The following is a 25,946-nucleotide window of genomic DNA, read 5'->3' as shown; positions in this document are numbered from 1 at the left end:
GGGCGGGCCGAGCGGCCCGCCCGCCCCGATGTCAGCTGGCGGTGCAGGTGACTGCCGGGACGCTGTTGGTGCCGGTCCAGGAGCCCAGGAAGCCGAACGAGGTGGTGGACCCCGCGGACAGGCTTCCGTTGTAGCTGACGTTCTTGGCGGTCACGGCGGATCCGCTGCTGGTCACCGTGGCGCTCCAGGCGTTCGCGACGCTCTGGCCGTTGGCGTACGTCCAGTTGACCGTCCAGCCGGTGATCGCTGTGGAGCCGGCGGTCACCTTGACCTCGCCCTGGAAGCCACCCGGCCACGAACCGGTGATCGCATACGCCGCGGTGCACGTCTTACCGCTCGGCGGCGGCGAGGACGACGCCGACGGGGAGGGGGAGGCCGAGGACGAGGCCGACGGAGAGGCGGTCGGGGATGACGTGCTCGTCGTACCGAAAATGGTTGCCTGTTTGGCGGTGGCGGTGATGCCGTTCGCGCCGTCGAAGACCCGGTGGTACCAGGTGGTCTTCTGGTTGACGTCGAAGCTGAGCACCATGTCCAGGATCGGGTCGGTGTTGCCCGACCACGACCAGCCGAGGTACCCGAGGCCGCGGGCGTTGGCCTCGGCCAGGATGGTCTGGTCGTCGACCTCGGTGCTGGCGAACTGCCAGCCGAACTCGCCGATCACCAGCGGCCAGCCCTTGGACTTGAACGTGTCCAGGTACGACGTGATCGTCGAGGCCTGCGAGTAGACCGAGTACATGTGGATCGACAGCACGGTGTTCTTCTGGGTGTCGGCGTCGAGCACGGCCTGCCCGTTGGCGAGCATCACCTGCTGCCAGTCCTGGCCCCAGTTCGGGGCGTCGATCATCAGCAGGTGCTGGAAGCCGTTGGCCCGCATCTTGGCGATCGCGGCGGTGGTGGCCGCGGTCCACTGGGCCGGGTTGGTGTTCCCGATCGGCTCGTTGCCGATGTTGATCGAGATGTAGTCCTCCTGGCCGACCAGGACGCTCTTCAGGCTGATCCAGTAGTTGACCGCCTGGTCCAGGGTGTACGCCGCGGTGTCCTCGCCGTACCCGGTGGTGTCGTGGTCCTCGAGGACGCAGATCAGCTTGTTGGCCTTGCACAGCGAGATCACGTTGGCCACGTCGCTGGCGCTGTTCGCCGTCCAGCGGCCGCCGCTGAGCACCACCCGGACGGTGTTGGCGCCGGCCGCCTTGATGTTGGCGAACGAGCTGGTCTGGTTGGTGTACCAGGTGTGCGCGTGGTTGACCCCGCGCATCACGAACTTGGTGCCGTTGGCCTCGTAGATGTCGGTTCCGGAGACGTGCAGGCCGGTGGCCGCGTACGCCGGGTTCCCGAGGGCCAGGACCGCGCCGACGGCGGCGAGCAGGGCGGCGCAGAACGCGACGAGGACTCTTCGCATGGTCAGCCTCCCCTTTCTGGGTATCGATGACAATGATTCGCGGGAGCGCTCCCACTAGGGTCCGGATGTTTCTTCATTTGGTCAAGATAGTCACGGGAGTATTTCCCCGGCCGCCGCTGAGGTGCTGCCGAACCAGCGTGCGGCGGCCTGCTCGAAACCGTCGCGGGCACCGGTCCAGGCGATGATCCCGTCCGGGCGGACCAGCACCGCGCTCAGCCCGAGGCCGTGGCGGGCCGGCCCGGTCACGTACCGGAGCCCGAAGCGTGCCGCCGCCGCGCGCAGGGACCGATCGTCGTGGAAGTCGAGCACGACGCCCCGGCCGCCGGTGAGCAGGTCGCCGAGCCGGGTGCCGTCCGCGAGGCGCAGCTCCGGGGCGTTGCGGCCGATCAGCGGGTCGGTGCTGCCCAGGTCGTGGCGGATTGCGGTGCCGGACGTCCGTTCGTACACATAGGTTGTCCCGTCTCGGGTGGCGAGCAGCTCGCCGACCAGGGTCTGCAGCGCCGCGGCGTGCGGGCCCGGGGTCATCACCGCGACCTGGGCGCGCGACCAGTCCAGCACCCGGGCGCCGACCGGGTGACGCTCCGCGGTGTACGTGTCGAGCAGCCCGTCCGGCGCCTGCCCGTGCACGCTCGCCGCGAGCTTCCAGCCCAGGTTCATCGCGTCGCCGATGCCCAGGTTGAGCCCCTGCCCGCCGAGCGGCGAGTGGATGTGCGCGGCGTCGCCGGCCAGCAGCACCCGGCCCCGCCGGTACGTCGTCGCCTGCATCGCCCGGTCGGTGAAACTCGACGCGCGATGCACCTCGCTCAGCGTCACGTCGGTGCCGGACAGCCGCCGCAGCACCGCCTGCAGGTGCTCGCGGGTCAGCGGCCGCGACCGGTCGAACGCACCGCCGTCGAAGTCCATCAACCCCAGATGCCCGGGGTACGGCGTGGTCAGGTACATCCCGGTCGCCGTCAGTGTGAAACCGCGGCGCAGCTTCTCCGGGTCGGCGACGGTGGCGTGCACGGCGTATCCGGTGAGCCGCGGCTCGGTGCCGACGAAGTCGAAACCGGTCAGGCCGCGCACCACACTGCGCCCGCCGTCGCAGCCGACCAGCCAGCGGGCCGGATACGCCCGCCCGCCGGCCCGCGCGACCACACCGTCGTCGTCCTGCGTGATCGCGGTCACCGGCACGCCGCGCCGGATCTGCACCCCGAGCTTCCCGGCCCGCTCGGCCAGCACCGTCTCGACCGCGTCGAGGCTGGTCATCATGCCTTCGAGTGCCGGGCCGGGCAGCCGGTAGGGGAGCGCGGCCACGTCGACGCGGGCCGGGTCGAGCATCATCCCGGCGAAGTGGCCGGCGCTGCGCGGAGCGGGAGCGGGATCCTCGTCCGGACCGGAATCGGCCAGCCGGATGCCCCGGCGGTGGAACGCCTCCATCGACCCGGCGGACAGGCCCCGCATCCCCAGCGGCATCACCTTCCACGGCGAACCGGTCTCCGGCTCACGCTCCAGCACCAGCACGGAACATCCGGCGAGCCCGAGCTCGCACGCCAGGAACAGCCCGACCGGCCCGGCGCCCACGATCACCACGTCATGCATCGGTCTTCTCCTTCTTCAGCGGATCAGTGAAAGCTTCAGCGGAACAGTGAAAGGTCGATGGAGTCCGCCAGGGCGCGGTAGCCGGCGTCGTTGCCGTGCACGTCGTCGGCGTGGAAACCGTCGCGGGTCCGCGCGGGCCGCTCCGGGTCGCGCCAGACCGCGTCGAAGTCCAGGACCGCGTCGAACGCACCGCTGCCGCGGATCCAGGCATTCACCGCTGTGCGCGCGGTCTCCCCGCCCGACGAGAACATGTCATCTCTTTCGTACGGGGTGAGCGTCGCCGCGCAGACCCGCACGCCGTGCTCCCGCGCCCGGGCGGTGAGCTGCCGATATCCCGCGATGACGTCGTCGGCGGTGACCGGGCCGCCGGGGAACATGGTGAGGAACCCGGCCAGGGGGCTGTCGTCGCCGCGCGGGGCGTAGGAGATCGCCAGGTCACCGAGGCCGATGGCGAGCACGACGTGGCCGAGCCCCGGGGTGGCCAGGACGTCGCGGTCGAAGCGGGCCAGGGCGGCGTCGCCGTGCCCGCCGTTCAGGAGCCGGTTGCCGCTGATCCCCTGGTTGACGACGTGCACCGCTCGCCCCGTCTGCGCGGCTCGTTCGGCCAGGCGGTCGGGCCAGCTGTGGTCGGCGTCCGGGGAGGAGCCGAAGCCGTCGGTGATCGAGTCGCCGAGCACGACGACGGTGGTGGCCGGGCCGTCCGGGAGCACCTCGACCGCGGCGAGCAGGGCGCGTGCCGGCAGGGGGGTGGCGTCGGCGGGCGGGGTGGGAGCGAGCACCGCGTTGCCCGGGGCGATCCAGCCGGCCCGCACCGGGCGGCCGTGCACGGTGCAGCTCGCCACGTGTCCCGGCAGGTAGAGGCTGATGTCGAGCCGGGCGAGGGCGGGCAGCGGCAGGTCCAGCGGGTCGCTGAGGATCGGTGCGCCCGGCGGGACGGTGACGGTGGGCCGGCCGGCGAAGGTCAGCGGGTGGCCGGTGCCGGCCGGTGCCAGCCGGGCGGCGCCGATGGTGAGCGGTGCGGTGCCGTACTCGTTGGTGAAGCGGACCCGGACCCGCCGGCCGCCGCCGCTGATCCGGACCTGCTGGCGCAGGGTCGCGTCGGCGAACGGCTCCAGCGCGGCGACCGCCGCGCCGGGCGCCTGCGGCGCGGCGCCCCAGGTCCGGACCCAGCCGTCTGTTTCGGTCATCACATGCCTCCGTCGATCGTCCGGCCCGGGTTCGCGCCGGGCTGGCAGAAGAGTGGCCGGGGGCGCTCACACCGGGCTCACACCGCGCTGGCGCGATGCGGGCGAGCGAGCGGGCATGCGCGAGGATCAAGGGATGGACGGGGGTGCGCGGCTGCGGATAACGCTGCTCGGCGCGTTCCGGGTGGCGCGCGGTGACGTGGACCTGCCGGTGCCGGGTGCGCGGCTGCGCGGGCTGGTCGTGCGGCTGGCGCTGGCCGGTGGGCGCGCGGTCGAGCCGGGCGTGCTGATCGACGCCATCTGGGGCGAGGACCCGCCGGCGGATGCCACGCACGCACTGCAGGCGTTGGTCTCGCGGCTGCGGCGGGCCCTCGGCGCGCCCGGCGACGTGGCGCAGGTGGCCGGCGGCTACCGGCTGGCCGTGGACCCGGCCGACGTGGACGCGCTGCGGTTCGAGCACCTGGCCGCGGCCGGCCGGGACCGGTTGCGCGGCGCTGACCCGGCGGCCTCCGTCGACGCGCTCGGTGCGGCCGTGGCGCTGTGGGGTGCGGATCCCGGCGCTGAGCCCTCGGCCGTCGCCGCGGTCGCGCCCGCTGCGGCGACCCGGCTCGCGGCCGTCTCGGTCGAGGCCGTTGCCGACCTCGCGGACGCCGAGCTGTCCCTCGGTCACGCCGAGGCGGCCGCCGCGCGCCTGACCACCCTGCTCGTCGAACGGCCCGTCCACGAGCGGGCGGCGGCGCTGCTGATCGACGCGCTGTCCGCGCAGGGGCGCCAGGCCGAGGCCCTCGGCCGCTACGAGCAGGTTCGGGAAGCGTTGGCCGCCGCGCTCGGTGCGGAGCCCGGCGCCGCCTTGCGCGAACGGCACCTGCGCTTGCTGCACGCCCCGGCCGACGAGCAGCCCGCGCCGGCCCTGGGCGGCGCCGACCGGTGGAGTGAGCGGGACGGCCTCGGTAACCTGCCGATGCCGTTGACCAGCTTCGTCGGGCGGGAGGACGACCTCGCGCGGATCGACACGTTGTTCGGTGCCGGTGGGCGGCTGGTCACCGTGCTCGGGCCGGGCGGGGCCGGCAAGACGCGCCTCGCCGTCGAGGCGGCGCGGCGGCATCGGCACGAGCATCGGGACGGCGCCTGGCTGATCGATCTCGCCGCCGTCACCGAGCCGGGCAAGATCGGTGCGGCGGTGCTCGCCGGGAGCGGGCTGCGCGGCGGGGCGATGTTCGACGCGCGCCAGCGGGCCGAGGGTGACGAGCGGGACGTCCTCGTCGACCAGCTCGGCGGGCGGCGGATCCTGCTCGTGGTGGACAACTGCGAGCACCTGATCGACGCGGTGGCCAACCTGATCGGGACGCTGCTGACCCGCTGCCCGGGCCTGCACGTGCTCGCCACCAGCCGGGAACCCCTCGCGATCGACGGGGAGGCGCTGGTGCCGCTCGGTCCGCTCACCCTGCCCGGCCCGGACGACGACGCCGAACAGGCCGGCCGGACCGCGTCGGTGCGGCTGTTCCGGGAGCGGTCCGCCGCGGTCCGCCCCGGGTTCGCCGTCGACGCGGGCACGCTGATCGACGTGGTGCGGGTGGTCCGCGGCCTCGACGGGCTGCCGCTCGCGCTGGAGCTGGCGGCCGCCCGGCTGCGCACCCTGTCGTTGGCGCAGCTGGCCGACGGGCTGTCCGACCGGTTCCGGCTGCTCGTCACCGGCAGCCGGACGGCACTCCCACGGCACCGCACGCTGGGCGCGGTGATCGCCTGGAGCTGGGAGCTGCTGAGCGCTTCCGAACGTACCGTTGCTGAACGGATCGCGATCCTGCCCGGCGGCGTCACCGCGGCCTCGGCCACCGCGGTCTGTGCCGGCACGGTGGTGCCGGACGCCGACGTCCCCGACCTGCTCGCCGCCCTGGTCGACCGGTCGCTGCTGCACCTCGCGCCGGAACCCGGCCGGTACCGGATGCTGGAGACGATCCGCGAATACGGCACCGAACGCCTGACCGAGACCGATCAGCTCGGCGCGGTCCGGGACCTGGCCGCCGGTCACGTCGCCGACCTGATCGCCCGGAACGACCCGCTGCTGCGCGGCCCCGGCCAGCTGGCCGCCGCGCGGGTGATCGGCGCGGAGTACGACAACGCGCTCGCCGCCCTGCGCCGCCGCTGCGAGACCGGCGACGCGGCCGGCGCGATCGCGCTCGCGCTGAGCCTGACCTGGTACTGGCAGATCTTCGGCCGCACCACCGACGCGGCCCACTGGCTCGGCGCGGCCCTCGCGGTGCCTGCCGCGCCCGGGTCACCGGGATCGCCCGGCGGCCCGGCGGTTCCCGGTTCACCCGGCGGTGGGACGGCCACCGACCGGGACCTCGCCCGGGCGATCCAGCTGTTCAGCCGGGCCGACGCCGGACCGTCGGCGGCCGACGAGGCGCAGATGCGGGAGCTGGCCGGCCGGCTGCGGGACGTACCGGGGATGCCGGGCCTCTACAGCGCGCTGATGCGCACGTTCCTCGGCGAGGACGGCGCCCTCGGTGCGCTGGCCGGCAGCGCCGACGTCTGGACGTCCGGGGTGACCCGGATGTTCCGGGCGCAGTTCGCCGAGAATGCCGGGCGGCTCGACGAGACCCGCGCCGACGTGGCGGCCGCGCTGACCTGTTTCGGCCAGGCCGGTGATCGCTGGGGCCGGGCCGCGACCCTGCCGATGCGGGCCCAGCTGCGCCAGTACGACGACGACCTCGACGGCGCGCTCGCCGACCTGGCCGAGGCGCGGGCGCTGGCCGCCGAGTTCGGCGCGCTCAGTCTCAGCGACCAGGTCTACCTCGACCTGCACTGGATCGACCTGCACCTGCGCCGCGGTGACACCGGCCCGGCGCTGGCCGGCCTGGACGCGGCCCGGGAACGGGTGCGGCGGGCGGCCTCCGGGTGGCTGCTGATCCTGCTCGACGTGCGGGAGGCGAGCTTCCGGACGCGGCTCGGTGACCTCGGCCGGGCGCGGGAGCTGCTCGCCGAGGCGGAACGGGGGCTGCGCGGCGTCCGCACGTTCCCCCGTGATCACGGGCGGACACTGGTCGCCTGCGTGCGTGCCGAGCTCGCCCTGCGGACCGGGGACCCGGCCGGGGCGCGGACGGCGCTGACCGAGGCCTACGCGGCCGGGCTGGCGTCCCGGGACCTGCCGATGCTGGCTGTGGTCGCGGTGCAGGTGGCCGCGGTCGCCGGCGCGCTCGGGCGGGCGCGCGAGTCGGCCGTGCTGCTCGGGGTGGCGTCCCGGCTGCGCGGTGCGCACGACCGTACCGAGCCGCTGGTCCGTGAGCTGACCGCACGCGGCCGGGCCGAGCTGGGGGAGGACAGCTTCGGCACGGCGTACACCGGGGGGTGGCACCTGGACGCCGAGACGGCCGTGACCGCGACGGATCCGTCGCGCCTCAGGTGATCCGGTGACCGGTTCCGGTGCGGAGTTGTTCGAGGATGGACGGGGTCAGGCCGCAGCCGGTGAAGCGTTCCACCGCGACCAGGCCCTTCTCCGGGCGCAGACCCGGCTCGGTGAAGTCCAGGCCGGTCAGCGCGGCCGCCACCCGGGGCTCGGCGGTCACGTTCTCCCACGGCTCGAACGCGGCCAGCAGCACCCCGCCGTCGGCGAACGAGAGCCTGGTCAGCGCCCGTTCGTTCCAGTGCATGCTGGCCACCCGGCCGTGCGCCGCGGCCGCCTTGAGCACCGCGGCGTGCGAGCCCTGATAGCCGTTGACCTCGACGGCCACGATCGCGTCGCCGGCGTCGTGCACGGCCACCCACGGGTCGATCGCGCCGCGGGCGGCCAGGTCGGCTTCGATCGCGGCGACCGGTTCCGGCCGGTCCGGGTCCGCGCCGAACGCGCGCAGCACCTCCGCGGTGGTCCCGGCCGTCACCACGGTCACCGTTGCTGCCAGACCGATATCGGTACGCCGGATCCACCGGTACGCGTGCTCCGGCCGGCGCGGGCGCACCGGCTCCGGCTCGCCGCGCAGCCGGAACCCGAGCCGATCGGTGCTCCGGTGCACGACCGGTGGGGCGGCCGGCGCGGCCCAGACCAGCAGCCGGTACATCTCGGGGTCCCCGGCATCCGGGTCGCCGGCGTCGTCGCGGCCCCGGGCGTGCACCCGCAGCCGGTAGTCGCCGGGCCACGGCGGGGTGGCGTGCCGCAACTGCGGGTCGCCGGGGCCGTCCGGGCCGAGCACCGAGGCGCGCCCGGTCCCCGCGTGCCAGCTGACCTCGACGACCTCCTCCCAGTCCGGCTCGACCTCGGGCGGCGGGCCGGCGAGCACGGACAGGTGCACCCGGACCGGGCCGCCGGTCGCGCCGGTACGGATCGCGGCGTAGCCGTCGTGCGCCGTGACCAGGCCGTTCCCGCCGAAGTCCGGGCTGGTGGGGAACGCCGCCTCGGTCAGCGCGAACCATGGACCGGTCACCGTGACGGTGCCGTAGCCGTGCCGGGGGAGCAGATACTCGTGGCGGAGCCGGGCCAGGCGCGCTCCGTCGTACCGGAAAGGCATCGGTGCGTCGCGCAACGCCGCGGCCGCGGCACCCACCGCGAGCCCGGCGATCGCCGCGGGACGGTCGACGACGGCGGGGGGTTCCGCTCGGGTGGTGACGGCGACGGAGGCGGCCAGGGCGAGCGCGAGCCAGTGGGATCCGTGGGCGGCGGCGAGGGCCTGCTCGTCGGGTTCCGGGCATGGCTCGGCCGGCTTCTGCTCCGCGCCGGGCGGCTTTTGCTCCGCGCCGGAGTCCGCGTCGGGCGGCTTCTGCTCCGCGTCAGGGCCCGCGTCGGGTGGCTTCTGCTCCGTGCCGGCGGGCGGGATCGCGGAGGCGAGGTGGCGGGTCAGGGTGAGGGCCGCGTCGGCGATGCCGGGGGACAGTCGTTCCAGGAGCGTCGCGGCGGTCAGCGCCGTGCTGTCCTGACCGGCGGAGACCAGGGAGATGGCGCCGGTGCTCTCCGGGCGACCGGCGGCCGGTGGCAGGGCCGGCAGCTCCAGCGTGGCAGCGGTGATCTCCAGCGCGCCGAGCAGCCGTTCGGCCGGCAGCGGGCCGAGGCGACGCAGCGCCGCGAGCGCCACCGGCTCGGCGGCCGAGCGCCCCAGCCGCTCCGCGAACCGCGCCCGCGCGTGCCCGCCCACCGCACCGCGCGCTCCGGCGTCCTCCCGCGCCCCGCTGTCCTCCGGCACGCCGAGACGGCCCAGCTCCGCGGCCGGTCCGATCGCGATCAGGGCGGTGAGACGGGGTAGCCGCTCGCGCACGGCCGCCACGAACGCCTCCGGCACCTCGGCAGCATCGACCACGGTCGAGACGCTAGCGGATCGTGCTGGCGCTGTCCGCCCGCTGTCACCGGCCTGGAATCATGGACACCCATGTGGATCCCGTCGGACTCGGAAATCCGTTCGCTGCACGAGCGGGCCGCGCCCACCCCGGAAGCGTTCGCGCTGGTGTGGACGCACTGCGAGATCGTCTGCCGGATCGCCGAGCAGTTCCTCACCCCGGAACTCAACGCGGACCTGGTCCGCGCCGGTTGCCTGCTGCACGACATCGGGGTGTACCGGCTCTACGGCCGCGACGGGACCCTCGACTACCCGAACTACATCAAGCACGGGCTGCTGGGCCACGAGCTGCTGGAGGCGGAGGGCTTCCCGGAGCCGCTGTGCCGTTTCTGTTCATGCCACACCGGCGTCGGCGTGACCAGGGCCGACATCCGGGAGCAGGGTTTGCCGCTACCTCCCGGTGACTACGTGCCCGAGACCGCCGAGGAAACCCTTGTTCTGTACGCCGACAAATTCCACAGCAAGAAGTCCCCGCCGGTCTTCGTGTCCGCGGCGACGTATGCGGTGAGCGTCAGCCGGTTCGGGGCGGGCAAGGCGGCCCGCTTCAGCGAACTGGTCGCCACCTACGGCGAGCCCGATCTGAAACCTCTGGTCAGTGAATATGGCCACGAACTGGTGTGAGGCGGCATCTGTTGCGGCCTGCAACCCGCCTTCTACCTGGGGGTGACCACGCCGCGCGAGATGCACGACCTGCGGTGGCGCCTGGTGACCAAGACGCTGCTGTCGCCGGCCTCGTGCGGCTCGCCGCATCGGCCGGGAGCGGCTGCGTGACCGCCTGAGGGAGACGGTCCGCCCCGGCGGTCCACTCGACGGGGAGCGCGTGGCGCCGTACGCCCGTGTCAGCAGATGGCCGTTGCCTGCCCGCCTGCCGGTTGGTCCGAGGATCGATCCGACCGGGCTCCGGGACAGCGCACCGGAGACCATCTCCAGGGGATGCGGAGACGGTGCGGCTTGCCTAGGCTACGGCGGTGCTTGATGCCCCGGCCGCGCAACGGCTGACGAAGAGAACGCTGGTGACCGTCTCGCATGCCGTGGAGCAGTCGGCTCTCGCGGCCACCGAGGACGGGCCGATGGTCGTCTTAGCGCTCTTCCAGCGGCTGCCGTATTTCGAGCGGGAACGCCGGGTCTACGAACGCATCGCGAGGTCGGCGGCGGTGACGGTGGTGGGGATGGCCGCCGCGCAGGCGCCCGAGGTGCCGGCCGGTGTGCACGTGGTCCTGCTGGACGAGAAGGAGGAACTGGCCCGGGAGTGGACGGTCGTGGTGTTGACGCCACGATTCGGGGCAGTGCTGGTGGCGCACGACCTCGAGGAGTTCGAGGCCGGTGCCGCGACGCTGGAAAGCGGGCGGGTGTTCGAGGGCCGGTCCTGCTTTCGCCGCGACGAGGCGCTGCACGAGGTGCTGCGGCTGCGCCAGCAGTTGGGCGACCGCCTGTCGCCGGTGGCGCGGTCGGCTGTGGACGCGGTCGTCGACCGGGTGCGTGAGCTGCCGGCGACTCCGGGCGAGAGCCGGGCCGACGCGGCGCTGCGCGTGCTCGGGGACCAGGTCGAGCGGGATCACCGGCGACTGCGCACCACCGGGACTCGCGCAGGCGCGGTCACCTCATCGGCCGCGGCCGGTGACACCGACATTGCCGGTGAGCCGGGGGTGCGCAGGTGGGCCGGGGCCACCGGGGTGACCGCGTCCGGCGTACTACCGGTGGCGGTGCTCGCCGTGCGGCTCACCTCCCCGTCCGGCGGGCCGGACGCTCAGCTCGGACGGACGGCCCTTCGCCAGCAGCAGGCGGCGATCGATCTGCTGCTGGCCCGGCTGCGGCCGGGCGACCGGGCCAGCAAGGTCGGCCCGGCGGACTTCATGGTGTTCCTGCCGGCGCTGGGGCACGAGGAGGCGGTGGCGTTCGCGTACGGTCTCGTCGCGGACTTCGCCGACGCCGAGGCGCGCAGCGGTTTCCTGTCGGCGAGGGTGACGGTGGCCGTGACGGTGACCCGCCGCCGGCCGCTGCCCGAGGAGCAGTTGCGGCAGGCGCTGGAGTGGGCGGTCGCGCAGAACACCTCGGTGGTCACCATCGACGGCTGACTCGACCACGAGCGCGGCAGCTCATGAGCATGACGCCGGAATGTCGGCGATGCTCCGCGAGGCGGCCATGCCCCGAGAGTGGCCCGCACCGCCGTGGACGGATCCTATAGGATTCGGGCTTGTTGTCGACCGGTGCGGGAGGGGAGGGGTGATGGCCGGGCCGATTCGGCGTTCGGTGCTCAGTGATGATGTTCATGAGTCGTTGAAGGCGCTCATCCTGGAGCATCGGCTGGTTCCTGAGGCGCGGGTCAACATCGACGCGCTGGCTCGGGAGCTGGAGGTCTCGCCGACGCCGGTGCGGGAGGCTCTCGCCCGGCTCGAGGCTGAAGGGCTGCTGCGCAAGCGGCCTCTCGCCGGCTACACGGTCAGCCCGCTGCTGACCCGGGCCGAGTTCCACGACATGTTCGACATGCGGCTGGTGCTGGAACCGGCCGCCGCCCGGTGGGCGGCGAGCCGGGGAGACGCTGCGGCGCGGGCGTCGCTGGTGGCTGAGGCGACCATTGCGTACGAGGTGAGCGCCCCGCACTCGCACGCCGCCTTCACCGCGGCCGACGCCCGATTCCACGACCTGGTCGCGGTCACCGCGGCGAACCCGCTGCTCCGCGACGCGATCACCCGGCTGCACGCTCACCTGCACATCCACCGGTTGTACTTCCCGTACGCGGAGGTCGGCACCACCCACCGCGAGCACGAACGGGTCGCCGCGGCGATCAGCGCGGGCGAGCCGGACACCGCGGAAACGGCGATGCGCGAGCACCTGACCGCCGCGCGATCCCGCCATCTGGCCGCCTTCGGCTAAGGAACGCGGGGACGGGTGCGGTACGTGCTGATCCAGTCCTCGATGTCCTCGGCGAGCCAGACCCGGCCCTGCACCAGCTCGGCGATCGGTTTGGGGAAGTGCGCCTTGGCGGTCAGCTGGTTCACCCGCTGACGACTGAGCTCGCCGCCGAGGCGCACCTTGATTTCATGGGTGCCCATCAATGTGAGGCGTTTGGTTGGCATACGCTTGACTATAGGCACTCGACAACTTGCTGAGTACCCCCGCGGGCCAAGATATTGCGGAAACTTTGGTGGACGCCGGTGGTCGCGGGGCGCGGCCACCGGCGTACCGGAAAGGGGTTGTGGGTCAAGCGGGCCGGGCGGTGACCAGGATGCCGAGGCACATCTCGTCGCTGGTGCCCTCGCCCCAGACGACGTAGCGCGGAGGCAGTTTCTGCAGCTGGGGCAGCATCTTGCGGAGCTTGGCGTCGTGCGTGCAGGTGACCCGGACGGTGTCGCCGGCCTTGACCTGGATCGGCTTCGGCAGCGGGACCAGCGCCTGGTTGTCGAAGTTGTACTGCGGAACGTCCAGGATGGTCTGCGCGCCGGGCCTGCCGGGGTTCAGCTCGATCTTGATGGAGCGGCCCAGCAGGTGCATGTGGCCGGCCGCCATGTAGATGGTGGCGGCGCCCTCGACCGGCTGGTCGCAGTGCTGGGTGTCCCCGGGGGTGATCTTGCCGGCGCTGCAGCCCTCGATCAGGTGCTTCTCCTGCTCCTCGCCGAAGCGCTTGGCGACGTCGGCGACCGCGGCGTCCCGGTCGCAGAGCGGACCGCTCTCGCCGGCCGCGCAGGGCAGCTCGATCGGGGCCGGGAACAGCGCGGTGGACAGCTTGGTGAGCGGGGTGCTGCCGGCCGCGACCCGCAGCTGGATGCCGGACTGGTCGGTCTGCCCGGCCGCGCCGGTCTCCAGCAGGTTGTAGTGCACCTGCATGACCAGTTTGCTGCCGGGCGGCATGGTGAAGCCGGAACCGGCCGGCATCAGGGTCTCGCCGGCGCCCGGCGCCCAGTGCGCCACCCAGGCGGTCTGGCCCTCGACCCCGGCGTCGCCGAAGCAGGTCCAGCCCTCGCCGGGGGTCTGCGCGTCGACCGCGGCGGCCTCGGTGGCCTGCTGCGGGTCGAGCCGGTAGAAGATCGCGTGGTGCACGATCGCGGCGTTCTGCGGCTGGAACTGGCTGCCGGTCAGGTAGGCGTCCTCGGTCAGTTCCGGGTCGACCAGGAAACACCGGTAGTCGTCGGTGCCGCCGTTCGGGGCCTGCGGGGTGTACGCCTGCGGCAGTGCGAGGTCGACGAAACGCTCGCCGGTGCGCAGTGGCGTCGGGGGTGGCGCCGAGGTCGCGGTATGACCGGAGTGCGGGTTCGAGGTGGCCGGCGCGGCGGCCGGGGTGCTCGGGCTGGAGCCGCACGCCGCCAGCAGCAGCAGCGCGGTGGACAAGGTGGCGACGGGGCGCAGGATTCGCATCACAGGGCCTTCCCGTAGAACCGGACTTCCCGCCGATACTGCCGAAATCCGAGGGAAGATCACATCCGGGATGTCCCGTAAAGGGCCCGGTCATGCCGTACGCGTAATTTGATCTTGCTGGCATGATGGATCTTCATCTTTAGAAAGGAAACAATGGCAACCGAAGGCAGTACCAAGGCCGTGGTGACGGCGCTGAGCGCGAACCTCGCGATCGGCGTCTCGAAATTCGTCGCCGCGGCCATCACCGGATCGGCCTCCATGCTCGCCGAGGGTGTGCACTCGGTGGCGGACTCCACCAATCAGGTCCTGCTGCTGGTCGGCGGGCGCCGGGCCAAGCGGCCGGCGTCGGCGCTGCACCCGTTCGGCTACGCCCGGGAACGCTACGTCTACGCGTTCATCGTGGCGATCGTCCTGTTCAGCCTGGGTGGCCTGTACGCGGTCTACGAGGGCTACCACAAGGTCATCGACCCGCACGAGCTGGAATCGCCGCTGGTGGCGGTCGCCGTGCTGCTGATCGCCGCGGTGCTGGAGGGCTACGCCCTGCGGACCGCGGTCGGCGAGGCGAACCGGGTCCGCGGCAAGCGCAGCTGGTTCCGCTTCATCATCCGGACCCGCAACCCGGAGCTGCCGGTCATCCTGCTCGAGGACAGCGGCGCCCTGATCGGCCTGCTGTTCGCCCTGCTCGGCGTCGGCCTGAGCGTGCTCACCGGCAACGGCGTCTACGACGGCATCGCCACCCTGCTGATCGGCCTGCTGCTGGTCAGCATCGCGGTGATCCTGGCGATTGAGACGAAGAGCCTGATCATCGGCGAGTCGGCGGTGCCCGAGCAGCTGACCGCGATCGAGAAGGCGCTGCTCGCCTCGCCCGGCGTGCAGCGGGTGATCCACCTGCGCACCATGCACCTGGGCCCGGAGGAACTGCTGCTGGCCGCGAAGATCGCGGTCGGTGAACACGACGAGGGCCGGGACATCGCAGCGACCATCGACGACGCCGAGGCCCGGGTCCGTGCCGCGGTGCCGACCGCCAAGGTGATCTACCTGGAGCCGGACATTTACCGTCCGTCCTGATAATGTGCGGTAAATCATGACCTACCAGCCACCGCCCTCGCCGCCGCCGCAGCCGCTCAGGCCCACGCCCGCCTTCATCGGCGCGTCCTGGGCGGCCCTGGCGGTCGGGGTGATCGCGTTCGGCGTCGGGCTGTTCAACGCCGAGATGACCAAGAGCGAGAAGGGCTTCTACGCCGCGGTCCTGCTCCTCGGCCTGTTCGGGGCGATCTCGCTGCAGAAGTCGGTCCGCGACCAGGCCGAGGGGATGGCCGTCTCGGCGCTGTACCTCGCCCTGTCCTGGGGGATGGTCGGCATCTCGATCGTGATGCTGGTGGTCGGCCTGTTCAACAGCGGCATGGAGCTGAACGAGAAGGGCTTCTACGGCCTGGCGTTCGTGCTCACCCTCTACTCCGCGGTCGCGGTGCAGAAGAACGTGCGCGACATGCTCTACAAGCCGTGAGCCAGCACCCAGACCGGTAGCGGGTCGGTGATCGAGGCGATGAGCTTCCAGCCGGCCCGCTCGTACATCCGCACGTTGCCCTCGGTCGAGGTCTCCAGCACCGCGGGCAACCCGTCCTCGGCGGCCCGGCGCAGGCCGGCGGCCATCACGGTGTGCCCCAGCCGGCGGCCGGTCCGCTCGGGGTGGGTGGCGAGAGTGCCGAGATACCAGTGCGGCCCGGCCGGCATGATCCCGTGCACCGCGTGGTCGTAGGTGCTGACCCGCTCCCGGACCTCGGCCGGCAGCTCCAGCTCGAGCGGGTCGGGGTCCGCGCCGGGCGGGTCCCACATCGCCACCGCGGCGCCGCCCTCGGCCAGCCACACCGCGTGCCGCCGGACGCGCGCGTCGAAGAGGTGTCCGAAGAACGCCGTGGCGTGCTCCGGGTAGGTGTCGTCGGCGGGGAACAACCAGCGCAGCACCGGGTCGGCGACGAACGCCGGGACCAGGGTCGCGAGGGCATTCGTACGATCGGCCGGCCCGGCCAGAACGATCTCGGTCACGGGATCGGACTCTAGACGGTCGCCCGGGCGTGACTGATCCGCAGGTGGTGCCCGGCGCCCGGATGGGTGTCCGGGTCGACGTGCACGGTCGCCTCGGTCAGCCGCGGCACGGCGTGGGTGAGCTGGTGCTCGGCGTCGGCGGCGATCTCGTGCGCGGCCAGCAGGCTCAGGTGCGCGTCGACCACCACGGACGCCTCGGCGCGCAGCCGGTGCCCGACCCAGCGCATCCGCAGCCCGGACACGTCGCGCACGCCGGGGATCAGCCGCAGCTCCCGCTCGGCCCGGTCGACCAGCTCCGGGTCGACCCGGTCCATCAGCCGCCGGTACACTTCGCGCGCCGCGTCCTTGAGCACGACCAGGATCGCCACCGTGATGATCAGGCCGACCACCGGGTCGGCCCAGCGCCAGCCGAGCGCCGCCCCGGCCGCGGCGAACACCACGGCCAGGGACGCGAACCCGTCGGTGCGCGCGTGCAGCCCGTCGGCGATCAGCGCGGCCGAGCCGATCCGGCGGCCGACCGCCATCCGGTAGCGGGCCACCAGCTCGTTGCCGGCGAAACCGACCGCCCCGGCGGCCAGGACCCACGGCAGATGGGTCATCGCCTGCGGCTCGACCAGGCGCCGCACGGCGACGAACGCCGACGCCGCCGCCGAGGCCGCGATCACCAGGACGATCACGACGCCGGCCAGGTCCTCGGCCCGGCCGAAACCATAGGTGTACGCCCGGGTCGCGGCCCGCCGCCCGAACCAGAACGCGATGCCCAGGGGTACGGCGGTGAGCGCGTCTGCGACGTTGTGCAGCGTGTCGCCGAGCAGCGCCGCCGAGCCGGACCACGACACGATGACCGCCTGCAGCAGGGCGGTCGCGCCGAGCACGACCAGCGAGATCCACAGCGTGCGCATCCCGGCCCGGGACGACTCGAGCGCGGGGTCGATCTTGTCGGCGGCGTCGTGCGAGTGCGGGGTGAGCCGGTGCTTGAGCTGCTCCCAGCGGGTGTGGTGGTGATGCTGCGTACCCATCGTGTTTCCCCCGTCGCCCTTCGCGCCGTGCGGTCGTGCTCACGATAGGTGCCCGACCGCGTTGCGCCAACGTTGCTATCGCCAGTGACCTGCACAAACAGTCCACTGGCGATATCACCACACCGGTCGCGCGGATGGTGGGACGCCACCCGCACGGCCTCGCGGTCACCGCCACCCGGGTGTGGGTCGCGATGGAGAGCGGCTCACTGGTCCGCCGTGGACCGGAAGGGAGCCGGCGTAGGCCGGGAGAGGGCCGGCGTGGAGCGGGAGGGAACCGGGACCTGACCGGCAGCCGCGGCACAGACGGTTGCCGTACGGTGGCCCGGTGACTGATCGCGTGACGGCCCGGCAACGCCCGGCCCTTTCGTCCAAAGCCGAGAAACGTGCCGCCGCCAAGGCCGCGAAGCGGCGGGCCGCCGCCGCGGCCAAACGCCGGCAGACCCTGACCGTCGCGGGTGCGGCCGCCGCCGTGATCGCCGTGCTCGCGATCGTGGTGGTGCTCGCGGTCCGCGGCGGCGACGACGAGGCGTCGACCCCGACCGCGGCCGGCGGGACCTCGGCGTCCGCCGCGGCGGAGGCCACCACCGAGGCGCCCGCGGCCGCCTTCCCGCCGGTCCCGGCGGGCGCCGACCCGGCGCTGTCGAAGAAGCCGGTCGCCACGGCCGGCAAGGGCACCGTCACCAAGCTCGTGGTCACCCCGCTGATCATGGGCAAGGGCGCGGCCGTGCAGGCCGGCCAGACCGCCACGGTGAACTACGTGGGCGTCAAGTACGCCGACGGCAAGGAGTTCGACTCGTCCTGGAAGCGTTCGCAGACCTTCGACTTCGCGGTCGGCGGCGGCCAGGTCATCAAGGGCTGGGACCAGGGTCTGGTCGGCGTGACGGTGGGCAGCCGGGTCCAGCTCGACATCCCGGCCGACCTGGCCTACGGCGACAACCCGAGCAACGGCGTCGGCGGCACGCTGCGCTTCATCGTGGACGTCCTCGCGGCCAAGTAACGTGCTGATCCGCACCGAGCGGCTGCTGCTGCGCCCGTTCACCGCCACCGACGTCGACGACGTGTGGTCCTATCAGCGCGAGCCGGCGGTGGCCCGGTTCATGCGCTGGGAGCCGCGCGACCGCGCCGAGGTGGTCGCGGTCGTCGACCAGATGGCCGGCGAGATCACCCTGGCCGCCGAGGGCGACTGCCTGAGCCTGGCGGTGGTCGAGGCGTCCGGCGGCCGGGTGATCGGGCACGTGGAGCTGGTCTGGGTGAGCCGGTCGGACCGGACGGGCGAGATCGGCTTCATCCTCGATCCGCGCTGCCAGGGCCGCGGGCTGGCCACCGAGGCCGCCCGGGAGATGCTCCGGCTCGGGTTCGAGCACTTCGGGTTGCGCCGGATCATCGGCCGCTGCGCCGGCGGCAACAGCGCCTCGGCGGCACTGTTGCGCCGGCTCGGGATGCGCCAGGAGGCGCATTTCGTGCAGAGCCGTCTGCGCAAGGGAGTGTGGGAGGACGAGCTGGTCTTCGCGGTGCTCCGGACCGCAACGGATTAGATCGGCCCGGCGCGCGGGCGCCGGGCCGATCCGGGTCACCGTGGCAGAGCTTTGCTGTACGGCGTGACGGTCACCTTGTCGAGCACGGGTGCCCAGGCGGAGCGCAGCAGCACGCCCGGCCAGGTGTCCGAGGCGTAGGTCGTACCGTCGAAGTTGGGCAGCTCGGCGGAGGAGACACCGACCCGGTTGACGCCCTGGCGCAGGGTCACCGGCACGGTCAGCTCCCAGAAGTTGTTGTCGTGGAAGCTGTGCGGGAAGAGCACCCGCTGCGCCGCGCCGCCGTTGACCGTGAGATCGGCGTGCCGGGCCAGGGGATCCGGGTTGTAGTGGGTGGCCTCGGCCTGCTCCGGGTTGGAGTAGCGGATCCGCAGCGCGTAGGTGCCGGCCCGCGCCGCGGTGACCGCGAAGGTCAGCGTGTTGGCCGGCCCGTCGCCGACACCGGTGACCGCCGCGCCGCCGCTGGCCAGGGACTTCGCCGTCACGGCCGCGGTGCCGGTCCGGGTGGCCGCCTCGGCCTCCAGCACGGTCGTCGGCAGATGCGCCGACGATCGGACGGTGAGCCGGTCGATTTTCGTGCCGTTCCTCGTCGCGGTCACCACCACCTTGTTGACGCCGCCGGAGAGGGAGACCGCGGCCTTGGCGGCAACCGCGATGCCATTGACGGTCACCGTCGCCGCGCCGGAGCGGACATGCGCGTCCAGGGTCGATTCCGCGTCGGCTTTGGAATACACCCAGAATGTCGCCGAGCCGCCACGCCGCACCGTGACGCCGTCCTTCGCGGGAACGGCGTTCGTCAGGTCGGCCTGTGCGGCCGGATAGACCGCTGTCGCGGCGGCCGGGTTCGGCAGCGACAGCGTGATCCGGTCCAGGATGGCGTCACCCTTGGTGACCTTCGTGCCGTCCAGGCTCTTCGCGGCGAGGGAGACGGTGTGCCGGCCGGCGGTCAGCGTGACAGTGGTGTCCGCGTGGTCCCAGACCACCCACTTGTAGCCGAGCGGCAGGTAGATCTCCTGCTCGGCGGTGCCGTCGACGCGCAGGAACACGTTTGTCGGGCCCTGCTCGCGGACCAGGTCGTAGGTGTTGAGCGCGTTGGCGAACACGCTCAGGTCGTAGGTCCCGGCCGTGGGCACGTCCACGGTGAAGTCGAGCACGCCGTCACTGCCGGTGCGCAGCCCGCCGACGTCGTAACCGCCCGAGGTGTAGAACTTCGACACGTCAGCGGTGGAGCCTTCCGGGCCGTTCCTGCTGTATCCGCTGCCGGTGTAGGTCGCGTTCTCGGCCTCGAAAGACCCGCTCCAGGTGGTCGGAACGTCGCCGGCTCGCTGCCGGTCCGGGCCCGGTGAGAGCACGATTTCGTACGCCGAGGAGTCGGTCAGTTTCGGCAGTCGCGTGCCGTCGAACTCCACGGCGACGCCGTTGTCCCGTACCCGATAATCGGTCTCGGCCAGCAGCCGGGGCTGCGCGGAATCGCCCACCTGCCCGGTCCACGGAATCTCCCGGATCGTGGCGTGCACGGTCGAGCCGAAAACGGATCGCGGAATGTTGTCGAACCGCAGGTATCCGGCGCTGGTCGCCCCGCCGACGATCGCCCGCGCCTGTTTCCTGGCCCGGTCGAGCGTGGCGACACCCTGCAGCGTGTAGTTCTGGCCCGGGTACGGCGGCGTGACCCGCACGGTGTTCCCGGTCATCGAGCCGTACGCGTTGAACAGCCACCACTGCCCGTTGCCCCGGTTGGCCTGCACCGCGGAGTCCGAGATGTTCCCGTCGATGTTCCAGTACGCGATGTCCGCGTCGACCTTGGACTCCTCGATCGCCGAGATCCACTGGATCATCTGGCCGGGGACGCTGGTGTGGTAGTTGAACGCGTACTCATTGATGTTGATCGGCAGTTGCCTGCCGAGGACGGCGGCTTCCCATTCGCGGTACTGGGCGACGCTCTGGCGCACCTTCTCCGGGTGGCTCAGCTCGTGCCAGGTCATCACGTCCGGCACCGTCCCCGCCGTGACGGTGTGCTGCAGGAAGCCCTTGACCTGGGTGAACAGGATGCTCGTGTTCGGACCGGCGATCCGCGCGGCCGGCATCCGCTGCTTGATGATCCGGTAGACGTCGTCCCACGCGGCGAAGTAGTCGGTGGGGTCGTCGAGCCAGCTCACCCCGTTGTAACTCCACTCGCCGGTGCCGAACATGTTGCCCTCGGGCTCGTTGAACGGCACGAACACCACGTGCTGCTGGTACTTCGGCTCGAGGGTCAGCACCTGGTCGACCTGCAGGGCGATCTTCTGCTTGAAGGTCGCCAGCTTCTCGGCCGGGGTGCTGCCCGGCCACTGGTACGGGAAGCCACGATGAATATCGGTCATGTAGATGTAGGTGTCGCCGCCGGTGCTGTCCGCCAGGGGTTTGACCACCTCGAGGGCGTCGGCGCCCGGGTGCTGCGGGCCGTCCTGCGCCTTGGTGGCGACGGTGCGCAGGTGCATGCCCTCGATCAGGTTGTTGGTGGGTACGCCGTCGCCGTACAGGCCGTAGAGCGAGCCGGACGCGCCGCCGTGGAACGCGCCGGTGGACTGCGCCAGGTCGACGGTGAGCTCACCCTCGCGGATCACGGTCACGGTGGCGGTGACCGTGGTGCCCCCGGCTTCGCCGGTCACCTCGAACACTCCGCGCTGGGCGTACCGGGCCGGGTCGACCGCGGGCCAGGTGAGCGGGACGTCGCGGGCGTAGCCGTCGTCGAACGTGCCGCGGACGGTGGCCGGCAGCGCGGGGGCGGTGCCGATCGTCGTTCGTACGTCAAAGGCGGTCTGGGTCAGACCGGTGAGCGTGGGCAGCCCGCCCGGGTGGAGAGCCGCGACCTGCTCCGCGGTGAGCGCACTGCCGTAGACCCGGAAGTCGTCGACCGCGCCGTCGAAGAGCGGGTCGGCGTAGAACGACTTGCCGATGAACCCGCTGGTCGTGGTCGCCGCGTCGAGCAGGTCGGCGGCGCTGACCGTCGTCGGCGCGCTGGAGACCGCGACACCGTCCAGGTACGTGGTGAGCCGGTCCGCGCTGGTGTCCAGGGTGACGGTCAGGGTCTTCCACACGTTCGCCGGGAGCGGGGCCGAGCCGGTGACCTGGGCCTCCGCCCCGCCACCACCGGTGGTCACCGCGGTGCGCAGCAGCCCGTCACCGTTGTAGGGGGTGCTGAACAGGTAACGGCCGGTGTCCTTGCCGAGCGCGTAGATCCACTGCCAGGGTGCGGTGGTGCCGTCCCACTTGGCGCGTACCGAAACGGTCAGATCGGTGCGGCCGGCCAGGACGCCGCGGGGGAGCGAGACGTAGGCGCCGGTCGAGTTCGCCGCGCCACCGGGCAGGTGCAGGGCGCCGTCGGTCAGGGCGGCGGTGGAGCCGTTGACCAGGGTGCCGTTCAGGCCGTGACCGGACGTGTCGGTGATGACGCCGGTCAGGTCGTCGTGGTCGAAGTCGTACGCGACGACCAGGTCGTCGGCTGCCGGGTCGGCGGCCGAGGCCGGGAGCGCGGGCAGCGCCGTGAGCAGCCCGGCGGCGGCTGTCACGGCGAGGAGCCGGGAGGGTCTCATCGGGGGTCATCTCCAGAGAGAAAGGAAAAAGTTTGCCGAGCGGGGGACGGCGGTTTCCGCCAGGTTACGAGGACTATGCACAGTGGTCAATGGAAGGCATTGAGGAAAAGGGTTTCCGCCGGTAGCGTGTGGCCGTGCCAGGGAAAACCTCACGCCGCGCCGGGATCGCCGACGTCGCCCGCCTCGCCGGCGTCTCGATCGGGACGGCGTCCAAGGCGCTGAACGATCGCGGACAGCTGCGCGACGAGACCCGCGCCCGGGTCCAGGCCGCCGCGGAGCAGCTCGGCTTCATCCCGAGCTCGGTGGCGACGAGCCTGCTCACCGGCCGCACGTTCACCGTCGGCCTGATCATGACCGACCACCACGGCCGGTTCAGCCTGCCGATCCTGCACGGCGCCGAGGACGCGCTGGGCTGGGCGGAGACCCTGGCGTTCGTCTGCGACACCCGCGACGACCCGATCCGCGAACAGCACTACGTCCGCAGCCTGCTCAGCCGCCGGGTCGACGGCATCATCGTGGCCGGCCGGCGCGCCGAGGCGAGACCGCCGCTGGTCCTGCAACGCGCGCCGGTCCCGGTCGTCTACGCCTTCGCCCGCTCCGCGGACGACGCGGACTGTTCGGTGGTCACCGACGAGGCCGGCGGCGCGGTGATGGCGATCGACCATCTGGTACGGACCGGACGCCGCCGGATCGCGCACGTGACCGGGCCGCACGGTCACGCCTCGGCCATCGCCCGGGTCACCGGCGTGCACGAGTCCCTGGCCGCGGCGGGCCTGTCGCTGGTCGGCGAACCCTGGTACGGCGGGTGGAGCGAGGTGTGGGGCCGGTTCGCCGCGGCCGCGCTGACCCGCGAACACCCGGACGTCGACGCGGTCTTCTGCGGCAGCGACACGATCGCCCGCGGGGTGGCCGACGGCCTGCGCGAGGCCGGCCGCCGGGTGCCCGAGGACGTGGCGATCGTCGGCGTGGACAACTGGGCCCCGGTGGCCGAGGAGTGCCGCCCCCCGCTGACCAGCGTCGACCTGAACCTGCGCGAGGTCGGCCACCGCGCCGGCCGGCTGCTGCTGCAGGCAATCGAAAGCGGTCACACCCCCGGCGTGCATGCGGTCCCGTGCCAGCTGGTGGTCCGCTCCTCCTCCGCGCCCACCCTCGGGTGACTCCCCGGCCGCATCCGTCCCGCCTTACTCGTCGCGCGAGGCCGCTTTCGCCGAGGCCGCCGCGCGGCTCCCCGACCCCGGCTGGCTCCCAGGGGTGCCTCCGGGGCGTTGAGACACCCCTGTGAACCAGCCAGGATCGGGGAGGCGCGTGGCGGTCCGGGGTGGGGGCGGTGTCGCGGTGGCCTCACGGGCGGGACTCGGCTCGTAGCCTGCGGACGGGCGCTCGGTATCCGTACCGGATAGGGGTTGAATTGAAGTCTGGTTGAGGGTGCACGATGGCCGGATGACCATGACGGACGAGGTGCGCGAGGCCCTGGACCAGCAGCAGACCGTGGACATCACCACCATCGGCCGGCGCAGTGGCCAGCCGCGGCGGATCGAGACGTGGCGGTATCTGGCGGGCGGCCGCTACTGGCTGACCGGCAGCCCCGGCAGCCGCGACTGGTATGCGAACCTGCTCGCCCATCCCGCGTTCACCCTGCACCTCACCGGCCGCGACGTGGCCGCCCGCGCTCGCCCGGTGACCGATCCGGAGGAGCGCGCCCGGGTGTTCGGCGAGATCGTGCCGGGCCTGAGCTGGGCCGGCAGCCTGGAGTCGTGGCTGGAGGGCAGCCCACTGGTCGAGATCGAGCTGGACTGAGCCCGTTTTCACCCTGTCGTGTGCCAACTAGTCGTGCGCTCTTCCTTTCGTGTCCGGGCGGGCGCTACGGTCGGCGCCATGGCAGACGAATTCATCGAGACTGACCAGCAGATGAGGGCCTCTGAGCGGCTGTGCGCCTTCCTGGGGCTGCCCCCTCCGAAGCCGCTCACCGAGGCGGAGAGGAAGGCCTTCGAGGAGTGGATGGACGACGGCGACAGGCAGGTCCGCGAATTGCGGGCGCGTCGCGATCAGGCCGCCGCATGACGGTGCGGGAGCCGCGCATCCTCGACGCGTCCGGCGTGATCGTCACATCGATACCCGAGGCTTATGGCGGCCACGACGTCGCGCTTACCGTCATGGATTGAGGTGACCCGAATGGCAGACGAAAACACCAGTTCCGATCGGCCGATGACCGTTGCTGAGGAGCTGTGCGCGGCCCTCGGGCTGCCTCCTCCGAAACCGTTCACCGAGGAGCAGGAAGCCGCCTACCGGAAGTGGCTTGGCGACATCGACGAACAGGTCGCGATGATGAAGGCCCGCCGCGAGCGGAGCGGCTAGTTCGGGCTGCTCAGCGGCTGCGTGGGTGCAATCCGACACCTTGTCGCACGCTCTTCCATAGAGCCGAAAATGGCCTTACTCTCGTCGCATGACAGACGACATCCAACCGGAAAAGTCGCAGAGCATCTCCGAAAGGCTTTGCGAACTCCTCGGCCTCCCCGCGCCGAAGCCGTTCACCGAGGAGCAGGAAGCCGCCTACCAGAAGTGGCTCGGCGACACCGACCGACTGGTCGCGGAAATGAAGGCCCGCCGAGAGAGTAAAACGGCATGATGCCGGAATCGCCATTCATCCTCGACGCGTCCGCATTGGTGGAACTCTTTCAAGGGCATCCGGTCCTGATGCGCATCCTGGAAGACGCGGACTTCGGTGACTTCACGATGGCGGTCCCGACCAATGCTGTTCTCGAGGCTCAAGTGGTTCTCCGGGCGACTCCATCGATGTGGAATCACGTCCTGTCCCCTCGCCGGACCATTGTCGAGTTGCCGCTCGACATCCAGGCCACGATCGAGGCCGGTAATCTTGCTCGGCCGCGGTTGGAACACCATCCGATGCACCGAGTGTTGATCGGCCCGCCGATGGTCGCTCAGGTGCTCCGGGAAGCTCTCACGATGATTGGCGCGATCGTGACGGCGATCCCGGAGGCCTACGGCGGCCACGACGTCGCGATCAGGCTCGTCGACTGGGATCCAGGGGTCTGACGATCCGGTCGTGAGAGGACGGCCGGGTCATGGCCGCTTGGGGTCAGCGGCCATGACCCGGCCCACGCCTGAGCCCTCAGGGGATCTCCAGGACCGGGCGGATCGGAGTCTCGCCGGTCAGGCCGCCCTCCGCGACCACCTCCGCCAGGTCCGGGTCGCGGAACGCGGTGGCCACCGACAGCCACGACAGGAACGGCCCGGACCCGCCGCACAGCGCCGAGCCGCCGTCCCCTCCGCACAGCACCGCCGGGTCGGTGGTGAACTCGGACCGATAGGGGTCATCACCGATCAGCAGTCCGAGCAGATTCGGGTCCTGGATCAAAGGCACTTTTCCGTACGGTTCGCCGGCCGGATAGTCGCTGCCCCAGCGGAACAGTGTCGTCGCCCCGGCCCCGCAGGCGTGCTCCCACTCGTCCGGGCTCGGTGGTCGCAGGCCCCGGCGACCGAGGGCGGCGATCAGCTCGGCGTGGTCGTCGACGCCGTCGGGCAGCAGCGTGTCGGTCACCTCGGAACTGACCGCGACCAGCCGGGCCGGCAACGTCACCGTGCGCGCCGGCGAGGTCATCTCGGCGAGGAACGCGGGGAGCGCCGACTCCACCTCGGCCTCGGCGAAGTCGGCCACCTGCCGGGCGCTGGGCGTGAACCGGTCCGGGTCGAAGCCGAGCGTGACCGTGCCGCCCGGCACGAGGGCGTACCGGAGATCGTCCCTCTCGAAGAAAGCCACCCGCCCGGACCGGCCGGCGTACGCATGCGCGCCGATCCCGGTCAGGCGCGCCTGAGTGCTGCCGGCGATGGCGGTGGCGGTGCGGAGTGCGGCCTCGTCGGAGAGGCCCGACCAGCCGGTGAGGGTGAGATCGGCGTGCGACATCCGGGCATTATCCCGAT

24 protein-coding genes are annotated in these 25,946 nt (G+C 72.1%); 14 read left to right on the top strand and 10 right to left on the bottom strand.

Annotated features, from left to right (window positions below):
- Window positions 1-31 precede the first annotated feature (31 nt).
- From Apa02nite_RS17235 to Apa02nite_RS17225, 3 genes are all read right to left on the bottom strand, one after another.
- Window positions 32-1,399, bottom strand: coding sequence for a cellulase family glycosylhydrolase (locus Apa02nite_RS17235; RefSeq protein WP_203825863.1), 1,368 nt, complete (start codon window positions 1,397-1,399; stop codon window positions 32-34).
- Window positions 1,400-1,489: 90 nt separating this feature from the next.
- On the bottom strand, window positions 1,490-2,980 hold the full coding sequence (locus tag Apa02nite_RS17230; RefSeq protein ID WP_203825862.1) for an FAD-dependent monooxygenase: 1,491 nt from the start codon (window positions 2,978-2,980) through the stop codon (window positions 1,490-1,492).
- A gap of 35 nt (window positions 2,981-3,015) precedes the next feature.
- Window positions 3,016-4,167 carry an SGNH/GDSL hydrolase family protein gene (locus Apa02nite_RS17225; protein ID WP_203825861.1) on the bottom strand — a complete coding sequence of 384 codons (1,152 nt, stop codon included), beginning with the start codon at window positions 4,165-4,167 and terminating at the stop codon, window positions 3,016-3,018.
- 115 nt (window positions 4,168-4,282) lie between these two features.
- On the opposite strand from Apa02nite_RS17225, the gene Apa02nite_RS17220 reads away from it, so the two are divergent.
- Window positions 4,283-7,570 carry an AfsR/SARP family transcriptional regulator gene (locus tag Apa02nite_RS17220; RefSeq protein ID WP_239164364.1) on the top strand — a complete coding sequence of 1,096 codons (3,288 nt, stop codon included), beginning with the start codon at window positions 4,283-4,285 and terminating at the stop codon, window positions 7,568-7,570.
- On the opposite strand, the gene Apa02nite_RS17215 is transcribed toward Apa02nite_RS17220, so the two are convergent.
- Window positions 7,563-9,449 (bottom strand): DUF6461 domain-containing protein, encoded by a 1,887-nt coding sequence (locus Apa02nite_RS17215; RefSeq protein WP_203825860.1) that lies wholly within the window; start codon window positions 9,447-9,449, stop codon window positions 7,563-7,565. The two genes, Apa02nite_RS17220 and Apa02nite_RS17215, sit on opposite strands and share 8 nt — an antisense overlap.
- Window positions 9,450-9,518: 69 nt before the next feature.
- On the opposite strand from Apa02nite_RS17215, the gene Apa02nite_RS17210 reads away from it, so the two are divergent.
- The 3 genes from Apa02nite_RS17210 to Apa02nite_RS17200 all read left to right on the top strand — a co-directional run bounded on the left by Apa02nite_RS17210 (window position 9,519) and on the right by Apa02nite_RS17200 (window position 12,359).
- The gene (locus Apa02nite_RS17210; RefSeq protein ID WP_203825859.1) at window positions 9,519-10,106 is read left to right on the top strand and encodes an HD domain-containing protein; all 588 of its coding nucleotides are present in this window, start codon (window positions 9,519-9,521) and stop codon (window positions 10,104-10,106) included.
- Between the two features lie 347 nt (window positions 10,107-10,453).
- The gene (locus Apa02nite_RS17205; RefSeq protein WP_373872963.1) at window positions 10,454-11,560 is read left to right on the top strand and encodes a DICT sensory domain-containing protein; all 1,107 of its coding nucleotides are present in this window, start codon (window positions 10,454-10,456) and stop codon (window positions 11,558-11,560) included.
- 151 nt (window positions 11,561-11,711) lie between these two features.
- A complete protein-coding gene (locus Apa02nite_RS17200) occupies window positions 11,712-12,359 on the top strand; it encodes a GntR family transcriptional regulator (RefSeq protein WP_203825870.1) in 648 nt (215 codons plus the stop codon).
- Here Apa02nite_RS17200 and Apa02nite_RS17195 read toward each other — a convergent pair.
- Both Apa02nite_RS17195 and Apa02nite_RS17190 read right to left on the bottom strand, forming a co-directional pair.
- A complete protein-coding gene (locus Apa02nite_RS17195; RefSeq protein ID WP_067698402.1) occupies window positions 12,356-12,562 on the bottom strand; it encodes a helix-turn-helix transcriptional regulator in 207 nt (68 codons plus the stop codon). The genes Apa02nite_RS17200 and Apa02nite_RS17195 overlap by 4 nt on opposite strands.
- 124 nt (window positions 12,563-12,686) lie before the next feature.
- On the bottom strand, window positions 12,687-13,838 hold the full coding sequence (locus Apa02nite_RS17190; RefSeq protein ID WP_203825858.1) for a monooxygenase: 1,152 nt from the start codon (window positions 13,836-13,838) through the stop codon (window positions 12,687-12,689).
- A 153-nt stretch (window positions 13,839-13,991) separates the two neighbouring features.
- On the opposite strand from Apa02nite_RS17190, the gene Apa02nite_RS17185 reads away from it, so the two are divergent.
- Entirely contained in the window at window positions 13,992-14,906 is a 915-nt protein-coding gene (locus Apa02nite_RS17185; RefSeq protein ID WP_067698398.1) for a cation diffusion facilitator family transporter, read from the top strand.
- 16 nt (window positions 14,907-14,922) lie between these two features.
- A complete protein-coding gene (gene yiaA, locus Apa02nite_RS17180) occupies window positions 14,923-15,345 on the top strand; it encodes an inner membrane protein YiaA (protein ID WP_067698396.1) in 423 nt (140 codons plus the stop codon).
- Here yiaA and Apa02nite_RS17175 read toward each other — a convergent pair.
- The gene (locus tag Apa02nite_RS17175) at window positions 15,333-15,884 is read right to left on the bottom strand and encodes a GNAT family N-acetyltransferase (protein WP_203825857.1); all 552 of its coding nucleotides are present in this window, start codon (window positions 15,882-15,884) and stop codon (window positions 15,333-15,335) included. The two genes, yiaA and Apa02nite_RS17175, sit on opposite strands and share 13 nt — an antisense overlap.
- Window positions 15,885-15,895: 11 nt before the next feature.
- Window positions 15,896-16,903 carry a cation diffusion facilitator family transporter gene (locus Apa02nite_RS17170; protein WP_203825856.1) on the bottom strand — a complete coding sequence of 336 codons (1,008 nt, stop codon included), beginning with the start codon at window positions 16,901-16,903 and terminating at the stop codon, window positions 15,896-15,898.
- Between the two features lie 325 nt (window positions 16,904-17,228).
- Here Apa02nite_RS17170 and Apa02nite_RS17165 point away from each other — a divergent pair, with 325 nt between their 5' ends.
- Together Apa02nite_RS17165 and Apa02nite_RS17160 are read left to right on the top strand one after the other, a co-directional pair.
- Entirely contained in the window at window positions 17,229-17,900 is a 672-nt protein-coding gene (locus Apa02nite_RS17165) for an FKBP-type peptidyl-prolyl cis-trans isomerase (RefSeq protein ID WP_239164362.1), read from the top strand.
- A 1-nt stretch (window position 17,901) separates the two neighbouring features.
- Entirely contained in the window at window positions 17,902-18,438 is a 537-nt protein-coding gene (locus Apa02nite_RS17160) for a GNAT family N-acetyltransferase (RefSeq protein WP_203825854.1), read from the top strand.
- Between the two features lie 35 nt (window positions 18,439-18,473).
- Here the strand turns inward: Apa02nite_RS17160 and Apa02nite_RS17155 are convergent, their stop codons facing one another.
- Window positions 18,474-22,007 (bottom strand): LamG-like jellyroll fold domain-containing protein, encoded by a 3,534-nt coding sequence (locus tag Apa02nite_RS17155; protein ID WP_203825853.1) that lies wholly within the window; start codon window positions 22,005-22,007, stop codon window positions 18,474-18,476.
- Between the two features lie 134 nt (window positions 22,008-22,141).
- Between Apa02nite_RS17155 and Apa02nite_RS17150 the strand changes: the two genes are divergently transcribed.
- The 6 genes from Apa02nite_RS17150 to Apa02nite_RS17125 all read left to right on the top strand — a co-directional run bounded on the left by Apa02nite_RS17150 (window position 22,142) and on the right by Apa02nite_RS17125 (window position 25,061).
- Complete coding sequence (locus tag Apa02nite_RS17150) at window positions 22,142-23,164, top strand: LacI family DNA-binding transcriptional regulator (RefSeq protein ID WP_203825852.1); 1,023 nt, start codon at window positions 22,142-22,144, stop codon at window positions 23,162-23,164.
- A gap of 268 nt (window positions 23,165-23,432) precedes the next feature.
- A complete protein-coding gene (locus Apa02nite_RS17145; RefSeq protein ID WP_275412478.1) occupies window positions 23,433-23,804 on the top strand; it encodes a nitroreductase/quinone reductase family protein in 372 nt (123 codons plus the stop codon).
- A gap of 78 nt (window positions 23,805-23,882) precedes the next feature.
- Window positions 23,883-24,068 carry a hypothetical protein gene (locus tag Apa02nite_RS17140; protein WP_203825850.1) on the top strand — a complete coding sequence of 62 codons (186 nt, stop codon included), beginning with the start codon at window positions 23,883-23,885 and terminating at the stop codon, window positions 24,066-24,068.
- A 111-nt stretch (window positions 24,069-24,179) separates the two neighbouring features.
- Complete coding sequence (locus Apa02nite_RS17135) at window positions 24,180-24,362, top strand: hypothetical protein (protein WP_203825849.1); 183 nt, start codon at window positions 24,180-24,182, stop codon at window positions 24,360-24,362.
- Window positions 24,363-24,450: 88 nt separating this feature from the next.
- Window positions 24,451-24,633, top strand: coding sequence for a hypothetical protein (locus Apa02nite_RS17130; RefSeq protein WP_203825848.1), 183 nt, complete (start codon window positions 24,451-24,453; stop codon window positions 24,631-24,633).
- The gene (locus Apa02nite_RS17125) at window positions 24,630-25,061 is read left to right on the top strand and encodes a hypothetical protein (RefSeq protein WP_203825847.1); all 432 of its coding nucleotides are present in this window, start codon (window positions 24,630-24,632) and stop codon (window positions 25,059-25,061) included. Before Apa02nite_RS17130 ends, Apa02nite_RS17125 begins: the two co-directional genes overlap by 4 nt.
- Before the next feature lie 76 nt (window positions 25,062-25,137).
- Here the strand turns inward: Apa02nite_RS17125 and Apa02nite_RS17120 are convergent, their stop codons facing one another.
- Window positions 25,138-25,929: a hypothetical protein gene (locus Apa02nite_RS17120; protein ID WP_203825846.1), complete on the bottom strand. Its 792-nt coding sequence runs from the start codon at window positions 25,927-25,929 to the stop codon at window positions 25,138-25,140.
- Window positions 25,930-25,946 lie beyond the last annotated feature (17 nt).

This window comes from Actinoplanes palleronii, assembly GCF_016862315.1.
Classification (GTDB): Bacteria; Actinomycetota; Actinomycetes; order Mycobacteriales; family Micromonosporaceae; genus Actinoplanes; species Actinoplanes palleronii.
Note: the sequence above shows the minus strand (reverse complement) of the source record. Positions and strands in the feature narration are given on the sequence as shown.

Excerpts from the sequence above, each read along its gene's own strand:
- Apa02nite_RS17235 (WP_203825863.1), bottom strand. The coding sequence starts at position 1,399 with ATGCGAAGAGTCCTCGTCGCGTTCTGCGCCGCCCTGCTCGCCGCCGTC.
- Apa02nite_RS17230 (WP_203825862.1), bottom strand. The coding sequence starts at position 2,980 with ATGCATGACGTGGTGATCGTGGGCGCCGGGCCGGTCGGGCTGTTCCTG.
- Apa02nite_RS17225 (WP_203825861.1), bottom strand. The coding sequence starts at position 4,167 with ATGACCGAAACAGACGGCTGGGTCCGGACCTGGGGCGCCGCGCCGCAG.
- Apa02nite_RS17220 (WP_239164364.1), top strand. The coding sequence starts at position 4,283 with ATGCGCGAGGATCAAGGGATGGACGGGGGTGCGCGGCTGCGGATAACG.
- Apa02nite_RS17210 (WP_203825859.1), top strand. The coding sequence starts at position 9,519 with ATGTGGATCCCGTCGGACTCGGAAATCCGTTCGCTGCACGAGCGGGCC.
- Apa02nite_RS17200 (WP_203825870.1), top strand. The coding sequence starts at position 11,712 with ATGGCCGGGCCGATTCGGCGTTCGGTGCTCAGTGATGATGTTCATGAG.
- Apa02nite_RS17195 (WP_067698402.1), bottom strand. The coding sequence starts at position 12,562 with ATGCCAACCAAACGCCTCACATTGATGGGCACCCATGAAATCAAGGTG.
- Apa02nite_RS17190 (WP_203825858.1), bottom strand. The coding sequence starts at position 13,838 with ATGCGAATCCTGCGCCCCGTCGCCACCTTGTCCACCGCGCTGCTGCTG.
- Apa02nite_RS17185 (WP_067698398.1), top strand. The coding sequence starts at position 13,992 with ATGGCAACCGAAGGCAGTACCAAGGCCGTGGTGACGGCGCTGAGCGCG.
- yiaA (WP_067698396.1), top strand. The coding sequence starts at position 14,923 with ATGACCTACCAGCCACCGCCCTCGCCGCCGCCGCAGCCGCTCAGGCCC.
- Apa02nite_RS17170 (WP_203825856.1), bottom strand. The coding sequence starts at position 16,903 with ATGGGTACGCAGCATCACCACCACACCCGCTGGGAGCAGCTCAAGCAC.
- Apa02nite_RS17155 (WP_203825853.1), bottom strand. The coding sequence starts at position 22,007 with ATGAGACCCTCCCGGCTCCTCGCCGTGACAGCCGCCGCCGGGCTGCTC.
- Apa02nite_RS17140 (WP_203825850.1), top strand. The coding sequence starts at position 23,883 with ATGGCAGACGAATTCATCGAGACTGACCAGCAGATGAGGGCCTCTGAG.
- Apa02nite_RS17135 (WP_203825849.1), top strand. The coding sequence starts at position 24,180 with ATGGCAGACGAAAACACCAGTTCCGATCGGCCGATGACCGTTGCTGAG.
- Apa02nite_RS17130 (WP_203825848.1), top strand. The coding sequence starts at position 24,451 with ATGACAGACGACATCCAACCGGAAAAGTCGCAGAGCATCTCCGAAAGG.
- Apa02nite_RS17125 (WP_203825847.1), top strand. The coding sequence starts at position 24,630 with ATGATGCCGGAATCGCCATTCATCCTCGACGCGTCCGCATTGGTGGAA.
- Apa02nite_RS17120 (WP_203825846.1), bottom strand. The coding sequence starts at position 25,929 with ATGTCGCACGCCGATCTCACCCTCACCGGCTGGTCGGGCCTCTCCGAC.